This window comes from Stutzerimonas azotifigens, from assembly GCF_013522725.1.
Classification (GTDB): domain Bacteria; phylum Pseudomonadota; class Gammaproteobacteria; order Pseudomonadales; family Pseudomonadaceae; genus Stutzerimonas; species Stutzerimonas azotifigens_A.
The window spans coordinates 81,589-101,272 of record NZ_JAAMRF010000007.1 but is presented as its reverse complement, the minus strand read 5'-3'; the positions used below and the strand labels follow the sequence as shown (position 1 = coordinate 101,272).

The window sequence follows — 19,684 nt, the reverse complement described above, 5'->3', positions numbered from 1 at the left end:
CCAATACCGCAAGCCAGGCTGAAGGCAGCCCGTCGGGGCGAACGGAAAAGATTACAACTTCGCGAGCGCCGCGACTACCGCATCGCCCATTTCCCGCGTACCGACCTTGGTCATGCCCACCGAGTGGATATCACCGGTGCGCAGCCCCTGATCGAGCACATTGCTGACGGCCTGCTCGATGGCGTCGGCAGCGGCCGATTGGCCGAAGCTGTAACGCAGCATCATCGAGACCGACAGTATGGTGGCGAGCGGGTTGGCGATGCCCTTGCCGGCGATATCCGGCGCCGAGCCATGACAAGGCTCGAACATGCCCTTGTTGTTCGAGTCCAGCGAAGCGGACGGCAGCATGCCGATCGAGCCGGTGAGCATGGAAGCCTCGTCCGACAGAATGTCGCCAAACATGTTGTCGGTGACGATCACGTCAAATTGCTTGGGCGCGCGTACCAGCTGCATCGCCGCGTTGTCGACGTACATGTGGCTGAGCTCGACGTCCGGATAGTCCTTCGCCACCTCCTCTATCACCGCGCGCCACAGCTGGCTGGAGGCGAGCACGTTGGCCTTGTCCACCGAGCAGAGCTTCTTGCCGCGCACGCGCGCCATGTCGAAACCGACCTTGGCGATACGGCGAATTTCGCTCTCGCTGTAGGGCAGCGTGTCGTAGGCCATGCGCTCGCCGTTCTCCAGCACCCGGCTTTCGCGCGGCTGGCCGAAGTAGATGCCGCCGGTCAGCTCACGAACGATGAGGATGTCCAGGCCAGCGACGATTTCCGGCTTCAGGCTGGAGGCATCGGCGAGCTGCGGATAAAGCAGCGCCGGGCGCAGGTTGCCGAACAGCCCCAGCTGCGAGCGGATCTTCAGCAGGCCGCGCTCGGGACGGATGGCCGGGTCGATGGTGTCCCACTTCGGACCGCCGACGGCGCCCAGCAGGATGGCATCGGCGGCACGGGCGCGCTCCAGCGTCTCGTCGGCCAGCGGCACGCCGTACTTGTCGATCGCCGCACCGCCCAGCTCGTCGTAACTCAGCGCGAAATCGAGCTGGTATTTGTCGTTGGCCAACTCCAGCACCTTGACCGCCTCGGCCATGATTTCCGGGCCAATGCCATCGCCGGGAAGAATCAGAATCTGTTTGCTCATCGTGTTCTCTCTTTAGGCGCAAGGCGCCAATAGGGGATCAACGCCCGGCCCAGATCAGCAACACATCGGTGCTGAACGAGCCGTCGTCGGTAATTTCGAAATAGGCCCGAACTTCCTCGCTGGCCGCCCGATGAAGCTCCAGGATGGCGGCACGAAATACCTCGGGCGTACGCATCCGGTCGACCCAGGACTGATACTCCAGACGCAACCGCTGGGTCTTTTCCGCCGTCACGCGCAACCCGGCCTCGCCCAACTGGCGCGCCCACTCGGCAGGCGAGTAGTTGCGTACGTGGCTGCTGTCGCGCAGCAACTCGATCGTTTGCAGATGGGTATCGAGCAACGGCAGGCCGGGCGCGGCGACATCGACGAAGGCCGCCACACCGCCAGGCTTGAGCACACGCTTTGTCTCGCGCAGCGCTTGCCCGAGATCGCTCCAGTGATGAGCTGAAAAACGGCTGACGACGAAGTCGAAGCTCGCGTCCTCGAACGGCAACCGCTCGGCCGCGCCAAGTACCGTCTCGATATTGCCCAACCCTCTCGCATCGGCCGTTTGCGCGACCACATCGAGCATCTGCTGAGAAAGGTCATACGCCACCACCTTGCCTACTGCTGGAGCAAGATGGAAGGAAACGTGCCCGGCGCCACAGCCCAGGTCGAGCAGCTGCGCGCTTCCATGCCCCTCCACGGCCGCCAGCAACTCGGCGAATTCAGGACCCTGCGCATGAACGGCACTGTTCAGGTAAGCGCTGGCCTGCTCGCCGAACTGCTTCTGTACCACCTGGCTGTGAGCATTTGTCATGCGCGTCGCTCCTGATTAGAAAGTGGCCGTGGGCAGATCACCAGGCTCGTTGGCGATCCGCCGCAGGCGATTACTTGATGGCGCCGAACAGCCAGGGCTGGCTTTGCTGGTGGCGGTTTTCGAAGGTCTTGATCGCCTCTGCGTCCTGCAGGGTCAGGCCGATGTCGTCCAGCCCGTTGAGCAGGCAGTGCTTGCGGAAGGCATCGACCTCGAACCCGTACTGCACGCCGTCCGGGCGGGTTACCGTCTGCGCCGCGAGATCGATGGTGAGCTGGTAGCCCTCGGTCGCTTCGGCCTGTTCGAAGAGCGCATCGACCTCTTTTTCTTTCAATACGATCGGCAGCAGGCCGTTCTTGAAACTGTTGTTGTAGAAGATGTCGGCGAAGCTCGGCGCGATGATGGTGCGGAAGCCGTATTCATCAAGCGCCCAGGGCGCGTGTTCGCGGGACGAGCCGCAGCCGAAGTTTTCCCGCGCCAGCAGCACGCTGGCACCCTGATAACGCGGGAAGTTGAGGACGAAATCCTGATTGACCGGACGATTCGAACAATCCTGGTTGGGCTGCCCCACGTCCAGATAACGCCATTCATCGAACAGGTTCTGACCGAAGCCGGTGCGCTTGATGGACTTCAGAAACTGCTTGGGGATGATCTGATCGGTGTCGACATTGGCGCGATCGAGCGGCGCGACGAGACCGGTGTGCTGGGTGAATGCCTTCATGTCGGTCTCCTCAGGCCTGGATTAATTCACGAACATCGACGAAGCGGCCACTGACCGCAGCGGCGGCGGCCATCGCCGGACTGACCAGATGGGTGCGCCCACCGGCGCCCTGGCGGCCTTCGAAGTTGCGGTTGGAGGTCGAAGCGCAATGCTCGCCGTTGCCGAGCTTGTCCGGGTTCATCGCCAGGCACATGGAGCAGCCCGGTTCGCGCCACTCGAAGCCGGCTTCGATGAAGATCTTGTCCAGCCCCTCGGCTTCGGCCTGCTGCTTCACCAGGCCGGAGCCCGGTACGACCATGGCCTGCTTGACCGTTGCGGCGACCTTGCGACCGCGCGCCACTTCCGCAGCGGCACGCAGATCTTCGATGCGCGAGTTTGTGCAGGAGCCGATGAATACGCGGTCCAGCCTTATCTCGGTGATCGGCTGGTTGGCCGCCAGGCCCATGTACTTGAGCGCCCGGACGATGGAGTCGCGCTTGACCGGGTCGGCCTCGACGGCCGGGTCCGGCACGTTCTGATCCACGGCGAGCACCATTTCCGGCGAAGTGCCCCAGCTGACCTGCGGCTTGATGTCTTCGGCCTTCAGCTCGACGACGGTATCGAACACGGCATCGGCGTCGGAAACCAGACCCTTCCAGAGCTCTACCGCCTTGTCCCAATCAGCGCCCTTCGGCGCGAACGGGCGGCCTTCGACATAGGCGATGGTCTTTTCGTCCACCGCCACCATGCCGACCCGCGCACCCGCCTCGATGGACATGTTGCAGATGGTCATGCGGCCTTCCATGGACAGATCGCGGATCGCACTGCCGGCGAATTCCAGCGCATGGCCGTTGCCGCCGGCGGTGCCGATCTTGCCGATGACCGCGAGCACGATGTCCTTGGCGGTGACGCCGAACGGCAGCGTGCCTTCGACACGCACCTGCATGTTCTTCATTTTCTTCGCGACCAGGCACTGGGTGGCCAGCACATGCTCGACCTCGGACGTGCCGATGCCGTGGGCCAGCGCGCCGAATGCGCCGTGGGTCGAGGTATGCGAGTCGCCACAGACGACGGTCATGCCCGGCAAGGTAGCGCCCTGCTCCGGGCCGATCACATGAACGATCCCCTGACGCACGTCGTTCATCTTGAATTCGAGGATGCCGAAGTCGTCGCAGTTCTCATCGAGGGTCTGCACCTGGATGCGTGACACCTCGTCGGCGATGGATTCGAGGCCGCCCTGGCGCTCCGCACGCGTGGTGGGGACGTTGTGGTCCGGCGTCGCGATGTTGGCATCGATGCGCCATGGGCGGCGGCCAGCCAGGCGAAGGCCTTCGAAGGCCTGCGGCGAAGTCACTTCATGCAGGATGTGGCGGTCGATGTAGATCAGCGACGAACCATCGTCGCGACGCTTGACCTCATGCATTTCCCAGAGCTTGTCGTAGAGCGTTTTGCCGGCCATCGGACGTTCCTCATCAGTTTCTATGCGGGGCAATAGCCCTTGCGCTTATGGGGATGATGCTAGGGCTTACGTCATCATTACTCAAATTCATATTTTTCATTCAATGCATTCCTTTCAGGAATCCCAATAGAATGGGACCTTGTTCACCCCGAGCGCAATCATGGACCTGGCTAATCTCAACGCGTTTGTCGCCATCGCCGAAACCGGCAGTTTTTCCGAGGCGGCCGAGCGGCTGCACCTGACCCAACCGGCTGTCAGCAAGCGCATCGCCGCCCTGGAGCAGCAACTGGGCGTGCGCCTGTTCGACCGCCTGGGCCGTCAGGTCGGCCTGACCGAGGCAGGCCGGGCGCTGTTGCCACGGGCCTACCAGATTCTCGGCGTGCTGGACGACACCCGCAGGGCGCTGCGCAACCTCAACGGTGATGTCGGCGGCCGGCTGAGCCTGGCGACCAGCCACCACATCGGCCTGCACCGATTGCCACCGTTGCTGCGCGCCTTTACCCGGGAATACCCCGGCGTGACCCTCGATATCCGTTTTCTGGACTCGGAAGTCGCTTATGAAGAAGTCCTGCATGGCCGCGCCGAACTGGCGGTGATCACCCTGGCCCCACGGACCGCGGCGCCGATCCGGGCGGTTGAAATATGGAACGATCCGCTCGACTTCGTCGCCGCTCCGGAGCATCCGCTGGCCAGCAACGGCCCGATCACGCTGTCGGATGTCGCCCGGCACCCCGCAGTATTCCCCGGTGGGAACACCTTCACCCATCACATCGTGCAACGCCTGTTCGAAGCCCAGGGGCTGACGCCGACCATCAGCATGAGCACCAACTATCTGGAAACCATCAAGATGATGGTGTCCATCGGCCTGGCCTGGAGCGTACTGCCGCGCACCATGCGTGACGACGACCAAGTGGTGGCGCTGCCGCTCCCGGGCGTAAGTCTGAGCCGTACGCTGGGCTACATCTTTCATACCGAACGGACCCTGTCCAACGCCGCTCGCGCTTTCATGGCGCTGGTTGACGCTGATCGGGCCAAGTTGCACAGCGGGGTCGACTCCCGCTAACGTGGGCCTTCAATCACCTCAACCGCCGATGTTTCGGGCAGCGTTGCCGCAACGCACGAGATAAGGCCGAGCATGCCAGACAGTCACCCCCCTGCACTTCCTCATATCAGCGCTTACGATCCGAGCGATGCCGAACAGCCAGCCGTCCATAACAGCCGGGTGCTCGCTGCGTTACGCAGCGCCCGGCTGGGCGCCTGGTGCTGGGACCTCGATACCGGACGAGTGAGCTGGTCCGATGGCGCGCCGATGCTGTTCGGCTTCGCTGCCGACCAGAAGGTCCAGGAGGGTTTCGACTACCTGGTTCTGGTAGCCGAGGAGGATCGCCCGGCAGTTGCCTCCACGTTCAAGGAGATTGCCAGTGGCGCCGTAGGTCACTGCCACCTCAGGCACCGGGTCCGCTGGCCCGACGGCACGCTGCGCTGGCTGGAAATCAGCGGTCAGCTGCACAGCGGCGAACGGGGCGAGCCGGTGCTGATCGGCGTGTTGCGCGACGTGACCGAATGGCAGGAAAAGGAACTGCAACTGCTGAGTTCGGAAAAACGTTTCGCCAGCCTGTTCCAGCTGAGCCCCGACCTGGTGATGCTGGTGCGTTATGACGACGCCCGTATCGTTGCGATCAACCAACACTTCACCCGCCTGCTCGGCTGGTGCGAGAACGAAGTCGCCGGCCGCACCACCCTGGAGATAGGCATGTGGGCGGACCTCGCACAGCGCGACGCATTGCGCATGCAGGCGCGCGAGACGCACAGTTGCGCAAAGCACCGCGTACAGTTCAAGGGCAAGTATGGCGAACTGGTCGAAGGCATCCTCAATTACCAATGTCTGGAACTGGAAGGCGACAGCTTCGTACTGTGCACCTTCATCGACATGCGCGAGCAGTGGCAGGCCGAAACCGCGCTGCGCAACAGTGAGGACAAGTTCGCCAAGGCATTCCGCACGACACCTGACGCCGCAGCGATCAGCGAGCGCGACAGCGGTCGCCTATTGGAGATCAATCCCAGCTTCGAACGGCAGTTCGGCTGGAGCAAGGAAGACGCCCTCGGCCGCACTTTCGTCGACCTCGGCCTCTACGACACGCAAGCCCGCGAACGGCTGATCGAGACGCTGGCCCGCAGCGGCAACCTCATCAGTAATTATCCCGTGGAGCTGCGAAGCCGTACCGGCCTACTAAGCCAGCATCTGCTCTTCGGCGGAGAAATCGAGCTCGACGGACAACCCTGCCTGTTCTTTACCGCACGCGACGTCACCGATCAGCGGTTGCAGGCCCAGGCACTACAGGAGAGCCAGGAGCGGCTGACCCTGGCGCTGGAATCGGCAGAGCTGGGCACCTGGGACTGGCACATACCCAGCGGCATGCTGTACGGCTCGCCGCGCTCGGCCAACCTTCAAGGCATGGATGAAGGGCCCTATCACGGCTCGTTCCGGGAATTCTTCGCACGTGTGCCAGAGGCGGATCGACAAACCATGCGTAACGCGTACGCCGATCTGGTCGCAGGACGTACCACGTTCTACCAGGCGACGTATCGCTCCCAACTGCCAGGTGGCGAGATTCGGCATCTGGAAAGTACCGCAAAACTCTACCGCGACGATGAAGGACGGCCGTTGAGAATGGCCGGTATCGTCATGGACATCACCGAGCGGGTGCGTCGCGAGCAGCGCCTGGCCGCCTCGGAAGCCAAGTTCGCTACACTTTTCCAAAGCAGCCCTGACCCCATCAGCGTGACCCGCGTGCGCGACGGCGCCTTCATAGAGGTTAACCCGAGTTTCAGCGAAACCTTTGGCTGGCCAGCCGCGGAGATCATCGGGCGGACGGCGCCGGATATCCACTTCTGGAAAAACGAGCAGCAACGCCGCCAGCTCTATACGAAACTGGTGCGCGAGCAAGCACTGGACAATGCCGAGGCCGAATATCGCACCCGCGAGGGCCGCATCATCACCTGCCTGGTATCCAGCCGCTTGATCCAGGTGGAAGGCGAAACCTGCATTACCACCACCTTCCTCGACGTCACCGAGCGGCATCAGGCGGAGGCCGCGCTGCGCGCCAGCGAGGTCAAGTTCGCCAAGGCGTTTCATTCCAGCCCCGACGCGATCACCATTTACAATCGTCAGAGCGGCCAGTTCATCGAGGTCAACGAGGGTTTCCATCGCCTGACCGGCTACCGACCCGAAGAAGCGGCAGGCCGTACCGCCGAAGAGCTCAACCTCTGGACCGATCCGCAGCAGCAGGAGCAGATCATCCAGGCGGTCAAGGTGCACGGTCGCTTCCTTCACCGGGAGATGCGCGTTCGTCACCGCAACGGCGGAGTTCGCAGCGTCGAGGTCTCGGTCGAACCCTTCGAGCTCAACGGCCTGGACTGCTTGTTGCTGTCCGCGCGAGACATCACTCAACTCAAGGACGCCCAGGCGCAGATCCAGCACCTGGCCTACCACGACCCGCTGACCAATCTGCCCAATCGGGCGCTGCTGATGGACCGCCTGAACCAGCAGATCGCCATGCACAAGCGCCACGACCTGCACGGCGCCCTGCTGTTTCTCGACCTGGATCATTTCAAGCACATCAATGACTCGCTCGGCCATCCGGTCGGCGACGCCGTGCTCAAGCTGGTCACCGCACGCCTGGAAGTCAGCGTGCGGCAGGAAGACACGGTGGCCCGACTGGGCGGCGATGAATTCGTGGTGCTGCTCACCGGCCTACACGGCAAGTTGACCGATGTGACACGTCAGGTCACCCGTGTCGCGGAAAAATTGCGCCATCTGCTGGCCGAACCGATGCTCTTCGACGGGCATCGGCTTCAGGTGACGCCAAGTATCGGCATCGCGCTGATTCCCGAGCATGGCGACACGCCGGCCGACCTGCTCAAGCGTGCCGACATCGCGCTGTATCGCGCCAAAGACGAAGGGCGTAACGCCATCCAGTTGTTCCATGGATCGATGCAGGAAGCCGCCAGCGCACGCCTGCGCATGGAGAACGACCTGCGTATCGCGCTGGCTCGCGGCGAGTTCGAGCTACACCTGCAACCGCAGGTGGACGCCCGCAGCAATGCGGTGATCGGCGCCGAGGCCTTGCTGCGCTGGAAGCACCCGGTACTCGGGCCGCAGTCGCCGGCGCAGTTCATCCCGGTACTCGAGGAAAGCGGTCTGATCATCGAAGTCGGCAACTGGGTGCTGCGCGAAGCCGCGCGCCAAGCCGCCGAGCTGCTGCAGGCCGGGCTCGTCCGTACCGATGATTTCAGCATGTGCATCAACATCAGTCCGCGGCAGTTTCGCCAGGACGGCTTCGTCGAGCGGGTCGACCGAATCCTCGGCAGCAGCGACCTACCGCCTCATATGGTCAAGCTTGAAATCACCGAAAACATCGTCATCCACAGCCTGGACGACACCATTGCCAAGATGCTGGAGCTGAAGGCACTTGGATTGAGTTTCGCCATGGACGACTTCGGCACCGGGTATTCGTCGCTGACCTACCTCAAGTGCCTGCCCGTGGACCTGCTGAAGATCGACCAGTCGTTCGTGCGCGACGCCATCGACGATGGCAACGATGCCGATATCATTCGCGCGATCATCGCCATGGCCGCCAGCATGGGTCTGGAAGTGATCGCCGAAGGGGTGGAAGAGCAGGCGCAACTGGATCTGCTGCAAAAGGAAGGTTGCAACCTCTACCAGGGCTATCTGTTTAGCCGCCCGCTGCCCTTTGCCGAATTCTGCGCATTGCTCGCCCAGCGAAACAGCTGAAAACAAGAAGGGCGCCCCATGGCGCCCTTCCTCATTGCTCTGGCGGATCAGCCCTGCAGAGCCGGCCGTTCCCCGTTGATCGGGATCAGCTTGGGCTTGGCCTCTTCCGGGACCACGCGCTCGAGCTCGACGGTCAGCAGACCGCTGTCGAGCTTGGCCGAACGCACTTCGATGTGGTCAGCCAGGCGGAACGAGAGCTTGAACGCCCGCTGGGCGATGCCCTGATGCAGGTAGGTCACGCCTTCGTTGCCGGTTTCGCGCTTGCCGCCGCTGACGGTGAGCACACCCCGCTCCACTTGCAATTGCAGGTCCGCTTCCTGGAGGCCGGCGGCCGCTACCACGATGCGGTAGTTGTCATCGCCGTGCTTCTCCACGTTGTAGGGTGGATAGGAGCTGCTGGCGTCGTTGCGCAGTGCGCTTTCGAACAGATCGTTGAATCGATCGAAACCAATGGATTGACGAAACAGTGGTGCCATTGAAAAGCTGGTCATCTTAACTATCTCCTGAAATTCAGCGAGTGGTTGATGCGGAACCCGACTTCGGCATCCCGCATTCCACGAAATGTGGACCGGCCGAACAATTTCAAGACCGTTCATCGGGAGATCTTCATGTCCAAGGTCATGCTCATCACGGGCGCCAGCCGCGGTATCGGCGCGGCCACCGCCAGGCTCGCCGCCCAACAGGGTTATCAAGTGTGCATCAGCTACCGGCAACAACAGGAAACGGCCGAACGGCTCGTCCAGGAGATCGAGCGCGAGGGAGGCCGCGCCCTTGCAGTCGCCGCCGATGTGGCCGACGAAGCCCAGGTGGTTCGCCTGTTCGAGGCGCTCGACCAGAAATTTGGCCGGCTCGACGTGCTGGTCAACAACGCCGGCATGCTGGAGCAGCAGATGCGCCTGGAGGACATGGACGCCGCCCGACTGGCTCGGGTCTTCGCGGTCAACGTCACCGGCAGCTTCATTTGCGCGCGCGAGGCGGTGAAGCGCATGTCTCGCCGCCATGGCGGCGACGGTGGCGCCATCGTCAACGTCTCGTCCGTGGCCTCGCGCCTCGGCGCGCCCGGCGAATACGTCGACTACGCCGCGGCCAAGGGCGCCATCGACAGCATGACGCTCGGACTGGCCAAGGAGGTGGCGGCCGAAGGCATCCGCGTCAACGCCGTGCGCCCTGGGGTGATTCACACCGACATTCACGCCAGCGGCGGCGAGCCGAACCGCGTCGAGCGGGTCAAGGCCAGCGTCCCGATGGGCCGCGGTGGCGAAGCGGAGGAAGTCGCCCGAGCCATCCTCTGGCTCTGCGGCGACGAAGCGAGCTACGTGAGCGCCGCACTGCTGGACGTCACCGGAGGGCGTTAGCCTGGCTGTCGCTCCGAACAGCGGAGCCAGGCAGCGTCGTCCAACTGTGACCGAAGCGGTTCTCACACCACGGGCCGCTAACGGATCGGTGAATAGCTCGCTGGGCGGCAAACGGTAGACATCATGGTCAGCAGCTGCGGCCCGGAGTTTTCGGGTGGCCAGACGCCGTCAGCCACCGCGCGGGTACGCACGTCCAGCCGCTCTTCCAGGCTCGCATAGGGCCAGATATGCAGATAGCGCGGCAGCAGGCCGGTGGTGGCATAGAAGGCCGCGTAAACCGGTGAATAGCCATCGCCCGTGCGGGGCCCGACGGCCTTGCGCCAGCTCCAGCGTCGGCGCCAGGCCGGACGGAACGAGGTCGTATTCGCGAATCTCGTAGAACGGGCCGTGCTCGCCGGGCGGTAACGGCTCCAGGAACGGGAACAGGGTGTAGTCGTCGACTTGCATGCCCAGCAGGTAGTCGCCGATGGCGAAGGCATCCGGCTCGAGCAGGATGCGTTCGCGCTCGTGCTGTCGGGTGGCCTCGTCGAGGAAACCACGCAAAACGAACACCTGGTTCTGCTGGCCGACTTCCGATATCCAGCAACTCATCAGCCGCACGCCTGGCCGGGGTGCGCACAGGATCGGCTCCAGACGATCCACTACGACCGCTGTGGTGTTGACTCGAATCGTGAAACGAATCAGTTCGTACAAGCGCATGTGCAGGTCTCCGATGGGCAAGAGGGGCGCCGATCGGGCGCGGACAACCACTGGGCAGAGAGCACATCCACCCCAGGACAGCCCATCAGATTGAGCGTGCACCTCAGTTCATCATGCAGGAGGTCGAGCGCCCTCCCCGCGCCAGCCTCGCCGGCGACCGCCACCCCGTACAGGGTGGCTCGCCCAAGCAGCACGGCATCGGCGCCAAGGGCCAGCGCCTTGACGATGTCGCTGCCCCGCCGAATGCCGCTGTCGAGCAGTACGGCCATGCGTCCCCGAACGACGGGAGCGATGCGCGACAACGCATCGATGCTCGCCGGAGCCCCATCCAGCTGCCGCCCTCCATGATTGGTAACGATGATGCCGTCCAGCCCCAACGAACAGGCGCGCTCGGCATCCCCAGGATGTAGAACACCCTTGAGTACCAGTTGACCAGGCCATTGCTCGCGCAGGCGCGCCAACCTGTCCCAATCCAGAAGCGCGTCCATCTGCTCACCGATGAACTTCATCGAGCCCAGCGCCGTGCGCTCGTTTTGCGGCAGATACGGCAAGAGATTGGCCATCGAAGGAAGCCCCGCGGGCCACATCACCCGACGCATCCAGCCTGGGTGGCGAAGCACGTCGAGCTTGTTGCGCAGACTCAACTGGCGGGGCCTTGCGAAGTTGCGCCGATCCCACTCGCGGTTGCCCAGCACCAAAGCGTCCGTGGTCAACAGCAGCGTACGCACCCCTGCACGTTGCGCGCGCGCCAGCAAGTCCGCCTGGATGGCCGGGCCGCGCATGGCGTAGAGCTGGAACCACAAGTCGAGGCCGGGTACCTGCTCGGCGATGGCCTCGAGCGAAACATTGGAAACCGTGCTCAGGCAAAAAGGCAGACCGCGCGCATGGGCGGCGCGGGCCAGATGCAGATCGGCATCAGGGTAAAGCATGCCGTTATAGCCGGTCGGCCCGATCAGCATCGGGGCCGGCAGACGCCGACCCAGCACAGCGCGATCAATTGCAGGCGGATGGCATGGCACCAGCGTGCGAGATTCCAACGGATAGTCGGCAAAGGCCTGCCGGTTGCGCCCCAGCGTCCATTCCTCTTCAGCGCCGCCTTCCAGATATTCCCAGGCGAAGTACGGCAACTGCCGACGAGCAGCGGCGGCCATCTCGGCAATACTGTGGATGCGCTCAAGATCCCGTCCGCAGTGGTATCGACGCATTGCGTAATCCTGACATTGCGATGAATGAAGTCCGAGTAGTGGCTCGGACAATAAAAAACACCCGGGCGGAGCGGCCCGGGTAAAGGAGCACTCGCTCTCGGTCGTTAAGCAGGAGAGGCGATCACCTGCCGATCGTCATTTCGATTAATGCTGAATAGCGTCAACGTCGTGACCAGGCCGAACAGCATGAGCATGACCGATACAGGCCAGGCGCTCTGATAGGCCGCGAACAAAGCGGTAGCGATCATCGGCGCGAAGCCTCCGGCGAAGATCGAGGCGATTTCATGCCCCATGGCCAGGCCCGTATAGCGCACGTGAGTGGGAAACAGCTCGCCCATCAGCGCCGGCTGCGTTCCGATCATCGCGCCGTGGCTCAGTGGCAGCCCCAGCACCAACGCAAGATAGACCAGCGTAGGACTGTGGCTGTCGAGCAACCAGAAGAAGGGAAAGGCAAAGACCATCAGGCCGATGGAGCCGATCGCGTAGACCGTGCGCCGACCGATTCTGTCCGACAGCCAACCCCAGAAGAGGATGGCGAACGCCTCGATGACCATCGCCAGCATCACGCCGGACAACACCAGCTGCGTCGACAGCCCGGTGAACTTGGCGTAGGCCATGGAGAACGACAGGAAGATGTACGCGCCTCCGTTTTCCGCGATTCTCAGGCCCATGGCCTGCAACACTTCACGTGGATGTTCGCGCAACACCTGCAGGGCCGGCGGATGCTGGGGAGTCGGCGCCTTCCCGACTTCCTGCTCGAAGGCGCGGCTTTCCGGCAATCGGCGCCGGATGTAAACGCCCACGCCGAAGATCGCGATGCTGGCCAGGAAAGGAATCCGCCAGCCCCAGCTCATGAAATCCTCTTCGGGCAACAGCTGCACCAGATAGAACGCTGCCGCCGACAACACGAAGCCCCCTGAGACACCCAGCTGGCTCCAGGAGGCGTAGAAGCCCTCCCGGCCCTTGGGCGCATTCTCGCTGAGCATCAGCACGCCACCGCCCCACTCGCCGCCGGACGCGATGCCCTGCACGACCCGCAGGATCACCAGGCTGACCGGCGCCAGATAGCCGACCTGCTCGAACGTCGGCAACAGCCCCATCAGGAAGGTCGCCGCGCCCATCATCGACAGCGTGATAACCAGAGCGTTCTTGCGCCCGTGCTTGTCGCCCATATGACCGAAGATCAAACCACCCAGCGGGCGCGCCACGAAACCGACCGCGAAACCGGCGAACGCACCCAGCGTACCGATGACCGGGTCCGTGCCGGCCGGGAAGAACAGCGGCCCGAAAATCAGTGCCGCCGCCGTGCCATACAAAAAGAAGTCGTACCATTCCAGCGCATTGCCGATGACCGAAGCGGTCACGATGCGGCGCATGGACGTTTGGGAATTGGCCATGTCAGGCTCCCCTCAAGCTGTGCATTCCTGATCGTCGGCAAGGCCTGGCAACCGCCAGGCCTTGCAAGGGCTACTCAGAAGACGTTCCAGGTGTACGTGACGTAGAGCCGGTTCTCGTTGAAGTCACTACCGAACTGGTGTTGTTGCACCAGATAGTTCTTCCACTCGATACCGAGCCCCTTCAGCGGCCCATCCTGCAGAACGTACTTGATCGCCAGATCGCGCTCGTTTTCGGAGCCGTCGCGCGCGCCGCCCAGCTCGATCTGCGAACCCTTGATATAACGCGCGGCAAAGGTCAGGCCGGGGACCCCGACTTGTGCGAAGTCATATCCATAGCCGAGGCTCCACGAGCGCTCTTGCGGACGCATGAAAGGCTGGTTGGCCCAGTTGAGGAGGTAGAACTGGGGGATATAGCCGTTCGGTGTCGGGAACATGCTGTTGCCATACATGCGCTGGTAGACGGCGCTGACCTTGTGACCACTCTTGGTGAGTGTCAGTCCTGTAGACAGCGCGCGGTTATCCACTTCGCCATTGAGCGCATCTCCGTCTTCGTTGTTATTGAAGTAACGGACATCGGTCCTTAACCCGTAGCCATTACCCAGATCGGCCAGATGCGCGAATCCGACGTAATGCTGCTGGTAGATGTCGTGCATGACGCCGTAGAAATAACTGACCTGGAAGTTCTTCGTCAGGTTGTAGGTCGCACCGGCGAAATCCAGCGCCTCGCTGTCCAGATCGCTGGTCGAACCGTACTTGTAGAAGTTCTCGTGGTTGGACGATTCGCGCGTGACCACCGACCAGAAACGTCCTCCCGTCAGCGTCAGCCCGTCCAGCTCCTTCGATTCGACCACTGCGCCTTGGTAGATGGTGTCCAGCTGCCGGCTCGGATCATGCCAGGCGATGGGAAGCTCCGGCCGCATGTCACCGACCTTCAGCTCGGTTTTCGAATAGCGCATCTTCAACGTCGCACCCGCGCGCCCGTAGTTGCTGGGCGTTTCATCGGTTGCAGGGTTGTAAGGCAAGGTGCCGTCGTTTCCGGTGGAGTCCAGGCGAATCGCGTACTGCGCGTTCACGTCCACCCCCATTTGAATCGGCGTATCGGTATACCCGGAGGTGAACTGGAGATCGAACCCTTGGGACCAGCTGCCTACTTTGGGATCGACCGCATCGCTATTGGTGAAATTGCGATGCAGGTAGAAATTCCTCATATCCACCTTCAGGCGACTGTCGTCCACGAAGTCTGCCTGGGCCATCAACGGGGTAACCACGACCCCCACCATTCCAACGCTTCTAATTCCACGAACCAGTAACGATTGACGCATTGTGACGCTCCTTTTTAATTATCGGACGAGCCGACGTTCTTGGTCTGAGCAGATCAACTAATCGCAAACTTGGCAGTTCAATTCGTGGTGCACTCTGCGATGCACTTATCCACGAAAGCAGGCAACACAAGGCCTTTGCCCGAACATGCAGTTCGGACTTCTTTTAACTATCGGAAGAGATCAGCGAAGCGCTTTGGAGCCCTCGCAAAGCTTATGGTAGGCGCGATTGAAATAAACCAGACCGTCTTCGGCTGCGCCCTGTTTTATTTCCTGTATTTCGCAGTAGAAGATACTGTGCGAGCCGATCTCATGAACTTGAGCGATACAGCAATCAAAGTTGACGAGCGCGTCGTCCATCGCCGGAGAGCCGCTTTTCAATACCGACCAATCGGCACTGGCGAAACGCTCTTCCATCGAAATGTTGCGGTTGGCGAATGCGCCGGAAACATCCTGATGGGTGCCGGCGAGCACGTTCACGCACAACACGCCGTTGTTCTTGAAATGCACGTTGGAGGCGGATGTACGGTTCATGCAGACCAGCAGCGTCGGTGGCGAATCGGTCACGCTGCAGACGGCCGAAGCGGTGAACCCGAAACGACCCGAAGGGCCATCGGTGGTAATCACGGAAACAGCGCCACCCAGCATGGCCATGGCATTACGGAAGCCGGTTACGTCGACCATTGTTCGGCCCTCCTCAGATATCCAGAACGAGTTTTTTCGACTTGGCGCGGGAGCAGCAGACCAGGATCTGGTCGTTGGCTTCCTTTTCCTCGTCGGTCAGGTATACATCTCGGTGATCTGGCTCGCCTTCGAGCACATCGCACAGACAGGTTCCGCATACGCCCTGCTCGCAGGACACCTCGATCTTGATGCCCAGCGTGCCGAGCGCCTCGAGGATGGTCTGGCCTTCGGCCACCTGAACGCTTTTGCCGCTCTTGGCCGCCACGACCTCGAAGCTTTCACCAGAGCTGTCGACCTCGACCTGGAAGTACTCACGGTGGATGTGGTCGTCGGCATAGCCCTTGCGGGATGCGCTTTCGATCACCCAGTCCATGAAGCCTGACGGGCCGCAGGTATAGACGTGTACACCGGGCTGGCCCTGGCCGAGTAAGGCGTCGAGGTCGAGCTTATGTTCGGCGGGTTCATCGTCGAAATGGGTAACGACGCGATCTGCGAAAGCCGCGCTCTGCAGCTCGTCGAGAAACGCGCTGCGGCTGCGGGAGCGCCCGCAGTAGTGCAATTCGAAATCGGCCCCTTGCGCCTGGAGCGCGTAGGCCATGGCGATCATCGGGGTGATGCCAATGCCGCCCCCGATGAGGATCGAACGCCGCGCCTGGGTCACCAGCGGAAACAGGTTGCGAGGTACGCTGATCTGCACCTCGGCGCCTTCGAGCAGTTTGTCGTGCACGCCGGTGGAACCGCCACGCGAGGCCGGGTCCTTGAGCACGCCGAGACGGTAGGTCGCGTTGTCCGCCGGGTCGCTGCACAGCGAATACTGGCGCACCAGGCCGGGAGCGATGTGGATGTCCACGTGGGCGCCGGCTTCGAAGGCTGGCAGCGTGGTGCCACCGACCGGGATCAGGTCGAGCACGACGACACCGTCGCCCTGCAACTGGCGCTTGTGCACCTGCACCTTCAGGAGTTCTTCAGTCATCTCGATTCACCGCATTGCACGTCAAGGTAAAACGCAGCCGTTGGCCGGCTGTCGCATCGTTGTAACGGTCGATCAGCGCATGAACAGGCCGCCGTTCACATCCCAGGTCGCCCCGGTGGTGAAGTAGGCTTCCGGTCGTGCGAGCTGCACGATCAGGTCGCCGAGAAAATCCGCATCGCCCAGGCGCTTGACCGGGATGTTGCCGAGCATCCCCGCCATGCGTTCGGCCGGCACCGCGGCGTGCACTGCAGGCGAATCGATCGGCCCGGGGGCGATGGCATTGACGGTCACGCCGCCGGCGGCCAGCTCCTTGGCGAAGATCTTGGTCAGGGTGACGATGGCGCCCTTGGACGCGGCGTAGTGCGCGCCGGTGGCGGTGCCGCCGTTCTGCCCCGCCAACGAGGCCATGTTGACGATGCGCCCGTACCCGGCCGCGGCCATGTGCGCACCGAACACCTGGCAGCCGACGAAGACGCTGCGGGTGTTGAGGCTCATGACGCGGTCGAACTCTTCGGGGCTGATCTGCATGACCGGAGTGGTCATGGTCATGGCCGCGTTGTTCACCGCCACATGCAAGGCGCCGAAACGCTCCAGGGTGGCGGCCAGGGCGGACTCGAAGTCGGACTTGTCGCCCACGTCGAGCTTGAGCGCCAGCACCCGCTCCCCGCTGCTGTCCAGAGCATTGGCGGCGGACTGGGCGCGATCCAGAGAGAAGTCGGTGATGACTACCGCATAGCCGGCGGCGAATAGCCGCCCTGCTATGGCGTAACCCAATCCCTGGGCCGCACCGGTGACGAGTGCAATCTGCATGGCGTGGTCCTCAGAGGATGTAGCCGATGCCGGCCAGGGCATCGTCGGAGTTGATCAGGCGGACCAGCTTGCGTTCGATGCTGAAGCCACCCTCGCTGCGCACCAGGTCGTAGACGATGTCGGCGCTGTAGTGCTTGAGCACGTCCTTGCGAAACTCGCGCAGGTTCTGCGCGCAACGGACTGTCACCCGCGAGCCGTCGTCGGCCAGCACCCTGAAGCGCGACAGGGTGCGCACGGTGCGTGGCCGCGGGCTGGTGGAAATGGACTCCCCGCCGATCAGACGCTGTACGCGCTTCTGGCGCATATGCGCATCGTCGTAGGCGTAGTTGAGCGTGTTGTCGAAATCCTCTTCGTTCGGGTCGATCGGGATGATGTAGGTGCCCTTCTCGGCCCACAGCGCTAACCATGCGTCGTATTCGCCGTGGTCGAGCATGTCGCCTTCCTGCCAGATGAAGGCGGTGACTTCTTGAAGTACTTGCAGATTCATTTCGTGGCTCCCCTCAAACCGACATCATCTTTTTCCACTGCTGATAAGCCGCGCGCATCCCGGTTTCGGCGGACACGTCGCTGACCAGTCCGTCCTCGCTCGGCTTCTCGCCGGGCAGGCCGCGGTTGAGCATGATCCACAGGTCTTCACCGGCGCTGGCCCCCTTCTGCACCCGCTCCCAGGCCTCGGAATCGTCCGGCGTGCCGAAGCCCATCGGTCCCTGGAAGTGTTCGTGCAGGCGCAGGCGATAGCGGTTGGCCGCGGCGGGGCCGCCGTCCATGGTGATCACCGAGTGATGAATCTCCGTCTCGTTGACCGAGATCGGCTGCAGCACGCGGAAGAACGCCATCGAGCAGGCGACGTTGGGAAACAGGTTGAGATTGAAGCCCGAGCCGCCGACCGCGCGGACAATGCGGCGGACCTGCATGTCCTCGATGCCCTCGTCGCGCAGCTCCTGGGCCAGTTCCTCGAAACGGGTGGGGATCGGCGCGTCGAGATTGGCTTCCAGATCGACCAGGTCTGGAATCATCACCATCACGCTATGGCCGTTGCCGAGGTCTTCGACGTAGCCGGAGCCGCCGACGAAATCGAGCATGTCCATGGTCTGCTGGTCGACCGAGTGCAGGAACGACTTGTGTACCAGCGGGAAATGGTAGGCGTCAGTGGTGTTTTCCAGCTGGATCTTCCAGTTGCCCGGGAAGCGGAAGCGGTGTTCGCCCGGTACCTTGATGCCGTAGCCGGCGCCCTGCTTCATGAACAGATCCATCCACTTCTTGGCCGGGCCGAGGAAGTCCACCAGCGGCTCGATGTCGTCCTTGAAAGTGGCGAACAGCATGCCGGCATACTCTTCGACACGCAGGCTCACCAGCGGCAGCTCGCTCTTGTCCAGGCAGTCGCCGTAGCTGTCCGGGTGCGGAATGCCGCGCAGCGAACCGTCCAGGGCGTAGCCCCAGCCGTGGTAGGGGCAGACGAAGCTGTTGGTCTTGCCTTTCTTGTGCTCGCAGACAGTGGCGCCGCGGTGACGGCAGCGGTTGAGCAGTACGTGCACGGCCTTCTTGCGGTCGCGCACCACAATGACCGGCTGCTTGCCGATGAAGGTGCTCTTGTAGCTGCCCGCGTCTGGAATTTCGCTCACGTGGGCGACCCACACCCAAGTGCTGTAGAAGATCTTTTCCATCTCCGCATCGAACAGTTTGGGGTCGGTGTACAGCGAGGTGTGCACACGGTCGGCCTGCACCAGGTCGGCGGGATCGCACTCGAGGTTTACGGCTTCGATCAGGTTGTTCACGGTTGGCTCCTCATCGGCTTGGCTGGCCGACGTCAAGAAAGTCTCGGGGTCATTCGGCCGGCTTTTCGGGCACCGGCAAACGGGCCTCGCTGTTCCACGCATCCACGGGACGGCTGAACAGGTTTTCGGTCTGGAAATGCGCCATGCGCCATTGCCCACCCTCCTCGGCGAAACGCACGGTCAGGCGCGCCGCATTGAGGTGCGAGGCGCCGTCGGCGAAGGTCGAGGTCTGCAACATCACCCAGCTGCCCAGAGCACCCTCTTCGCTCACCTCGATCAGCTCGCTGGTGAGGAAATGCACGTTCAGGGCGAAGTGCGCCGGCGTCTTCATGTAGGTCGCAAACATCGCGCGAATTGCCTCACGGCCGCGGTAGCCACCGAAGCTGCCGGCATACTTGGCGCCCTTGCCTTCCCACACGGCGTCCGTGGTGAACAGGCCGGCCAGTTCGTCCAGCGGCGTGCTTGCATCGAGGGCGTCGCACAGCACCATGTAGCGGTTCATACAGGCGCGTGAGGCGTGCTCGATCTGGAAGCGCTCGAGCTGCGCTTGGAGATCGGCGATCCGGGTTTCGGTCAACATGGC

The 19,684-nt window shown here is 62.7% G+C and carries 17 protein-coding genes and 1 pseudogene; 3 read left to right on the top strand and 15 right to left on the bottom strand.

Features of this window, described 5'->3' with window-relative positions; genetic code table 11:
• Positions 1–51 precede the first annotated feature (51 nt).
• The 4 genes from leuB to leuC form a co-directional block, all read right to left on the bottom strand.
• Positions 52–1,134, bottom strand: a complete 1,083-nt coding sequence (leuB, locus tag G7026_RS14400) for a 3-isopropylmalate dehydrogenase (protein ID WP_181071609.1) — start codon at positions 1,132–1,134, stop codon at positions 52–54.
• 37 nt (positions 1,135–1,171) lie between these two features.
• Positions 1,172–1,933, bottom strand: a complete 762-nt coding sequence (locus G7026_RS14395; protein WP_181071608.1) for a class I SAM-dependent methyltransferase — start codon at positions 1,931–1,933, stop codon at positions 1,172–1,174.
• 70 nt (positions 1,934–2,003) lie between these two features.
• Positions 2,004–2,651 carry a 3-isopropylmalate dehydratase small subunit gene (gene leuD / locus G7026_RS14390; RefSeq protein WP_181071607.1) on the bottom strand — a complete coding sequence of 216 codons (648 nt, stop codon included), beginning with the start codon at positions 2,649–2,651 and terminating at the stop codon, positions 2,004–2,006.
• Between the two features lie 10 nt (positions 2,652–2,661).
• Complete coding sequence (leuC, locus tag G7026_RS14385; protein ID WP_181071606.1) at positions 2,662–4,089, bottom strand: 3-isopropylmalate dehydratase large subunit; 1,428 nt, start codon at positions 4,087–4,089, stop codon at positions 2,662–2,664.
• A 160-nt stretch (positions 4,090–4,249) separates the two neighbouring features.
• Between leuC and G7026_RS14380 the strand changes: the two genes are divergently transcribed.
• Positions 4,250–5,152, top strand: a complete 903-nt coding sequence (locus G7026_RS14380; protein WP_181071605.1) for a LysR family transcriptional regulator — start codon at positions 4,250–4,252, stop codon at positions 5,150–5,152.
• Positions 5,153–5,224: 72 nt separating this feature from the next.
• A complete protein-coding gene (locus tag G7026_RS14375; RefSeq protein ID WP_181071604.1) occupies positions 5,225–8,884 on the top strand; it encodes a PAS domain S-box protein in 3,660 nt (1,219 codons plus the stop codon).
• A 47-nt stretch (positions 8,885–8,931) separates the two neighbouring features.
• On the opposite strand, the gene G7026_RS14370 is transcribed toward G7026_RS14375, so the two are convergent.
• Entirely contained in the window at positions 8,932–9,375 is a 444-nt protein-coding gene (locus G7026_RS14370; protein WP_181071603.1) for an Hsp20 family protein, read from the bottom strand.
• 117 nt (positions 9,376–9,492) lie between these two features.
• On the opposite strand from G7026_RS14370, the gene G7026_RS14365 reads away from it, so the two are divergent.
• The gene (locus G7026_RS14365) at positions 9,493–10,239 is read left to right on the top strand and encodes an SDR family oxidoreductase (protein ID WP_181071602.1); all 747 of its coding nucleotides are present in this window, start codon (positions 9,493–9,495) and stop codon (positions 10,237–10,239) included.
• 77 nt (positions 10,240–10,316) lie between these two features.
• Here the strand turns inward: G7026_RS14365 and G7026_RS14360 are convergent.
• The 10 genes and pseudogenes from G7026_RS14360 to G7026_RS14315 form a co-directional block, all read right to left on the bottom strand.
• Positions 10,317–10,938, bottom strand: a pseudogene (locus G7026_RS14360) (NIPSNAP family protein).
• Positions 10,920–12,143 carry an alpha-hydroxy acid oxidase gene (locus tag G7026_RS14355; protein ID WP_181071601.1) on the bottom strand — a complete coding sequence of 408 codons (1,224 nt, stop codon included), beginning with the start codon at positions 12,141–12,143 and terminating at the stop codon, positions 10,920–10,922. The pseudogene G7026_RS14360 and the gene G7026_RS14355 overlap by 19 nt, the downstream one beginning before the upstream one ends.
• Before the next feature lie 104 nt (positions 12,144–12,247).
• Positions 12,248–13,540, bottom strand: coding sequence for an MFS transporter (locus G7026_RS14350; protein ID WP_258190286.1), 1,293 nt, complete (start codon positions 13,538–13,540; stop codon positions 12,248–12,250).
• Between the two features lie 74 nt (positions 13,541–13,614).
• Positions 13,615–14,862 carry an OprD family porin gene (locus G7026_RS14345; RefSeq protein WP_181071600.1) on the bottom strand — a complete coding sequence of 416 codons (1,248 nt, stop codon included), beginning with the start codon at positions 14,860–14,862 and terminating at the stop codon, positions 13,615–13,617.
• A gap of 180 nt (positions 14,863–15,042) precedes the next feature.
• Complete coding sequence (locus G7026_RS14340) at positions 15,043–15,543, bottom strand: flavin reductase (protein WP_181071599.1); 501 nt, start codon at positions 15,541–15,543, stop codon at positions 15,043–15,045.
• Between the two features lie 13 nt (positions 15,544–15,556).
• Positions 15,557–16,516: a PDR/VanB family oxidoreductase gene (locus G7026_RS14335; RefSeq protein WP_181071598.1), complete on the bottom strand. Its 960-nt coding sequence runs from the start codon at positions 16,514–16,516 to the stop codon at positions 15,557–15,559.
• Between the two features lie 72 nt (positions 16,517–16,588).
• Positions 16,589–17,326: an SDR family NAD(P)-dependent oxidoreductase gene (locus G7026_RS14330; RefSeq protein ID WP_181071597.1), complete on the bottom strand. Its 738-nt coding sequence runs from the start codon at positions 17,324–17,326 to the stop codon at positions 16,589–16,591.
• Between the two features lie 10 nt (positions 17,327–17,336).
• Complete coding sequence (locus G7026_RS14325) at positions 17,337–17,813, bottom strand: aromatic-ring-hydroxylating dioxygenase subunit beta (protein ID WP_181071596.1); 477 nt, start codon at positions 17,811–17,813, stop codon at positions 17,337–17,339.
• Between the two features lie 13 nt (positions 17,814–17,826).
• Positions 17,827–19,101, bottom strand: a complete 1,275-nt coding sequence (locus tag G7026_RS14320; RefSeq protein WP_181071595.1) for an aromatic ring-hydroxylating oxygenase subunit alpha — start codon at positions 19,099–19,101, stop codon at positions 17,827–17,829.
• A 49-nt stretch (positions 19,102–19,150) separates the two neighbouring features.
• Positions 19,151–19,681: a nuclear transport factor 2 family protein gene (locus G7026_RS14315; protein WP_181071594.1), complete on the bottom strand. Its 531-nt coding sequence runs from the start codon at positions 19,679–19,681 to the stop codon at positions 19,151–19,153.
• Positions 19,682–19,684 lie beyond the last annotated feature (3 nt).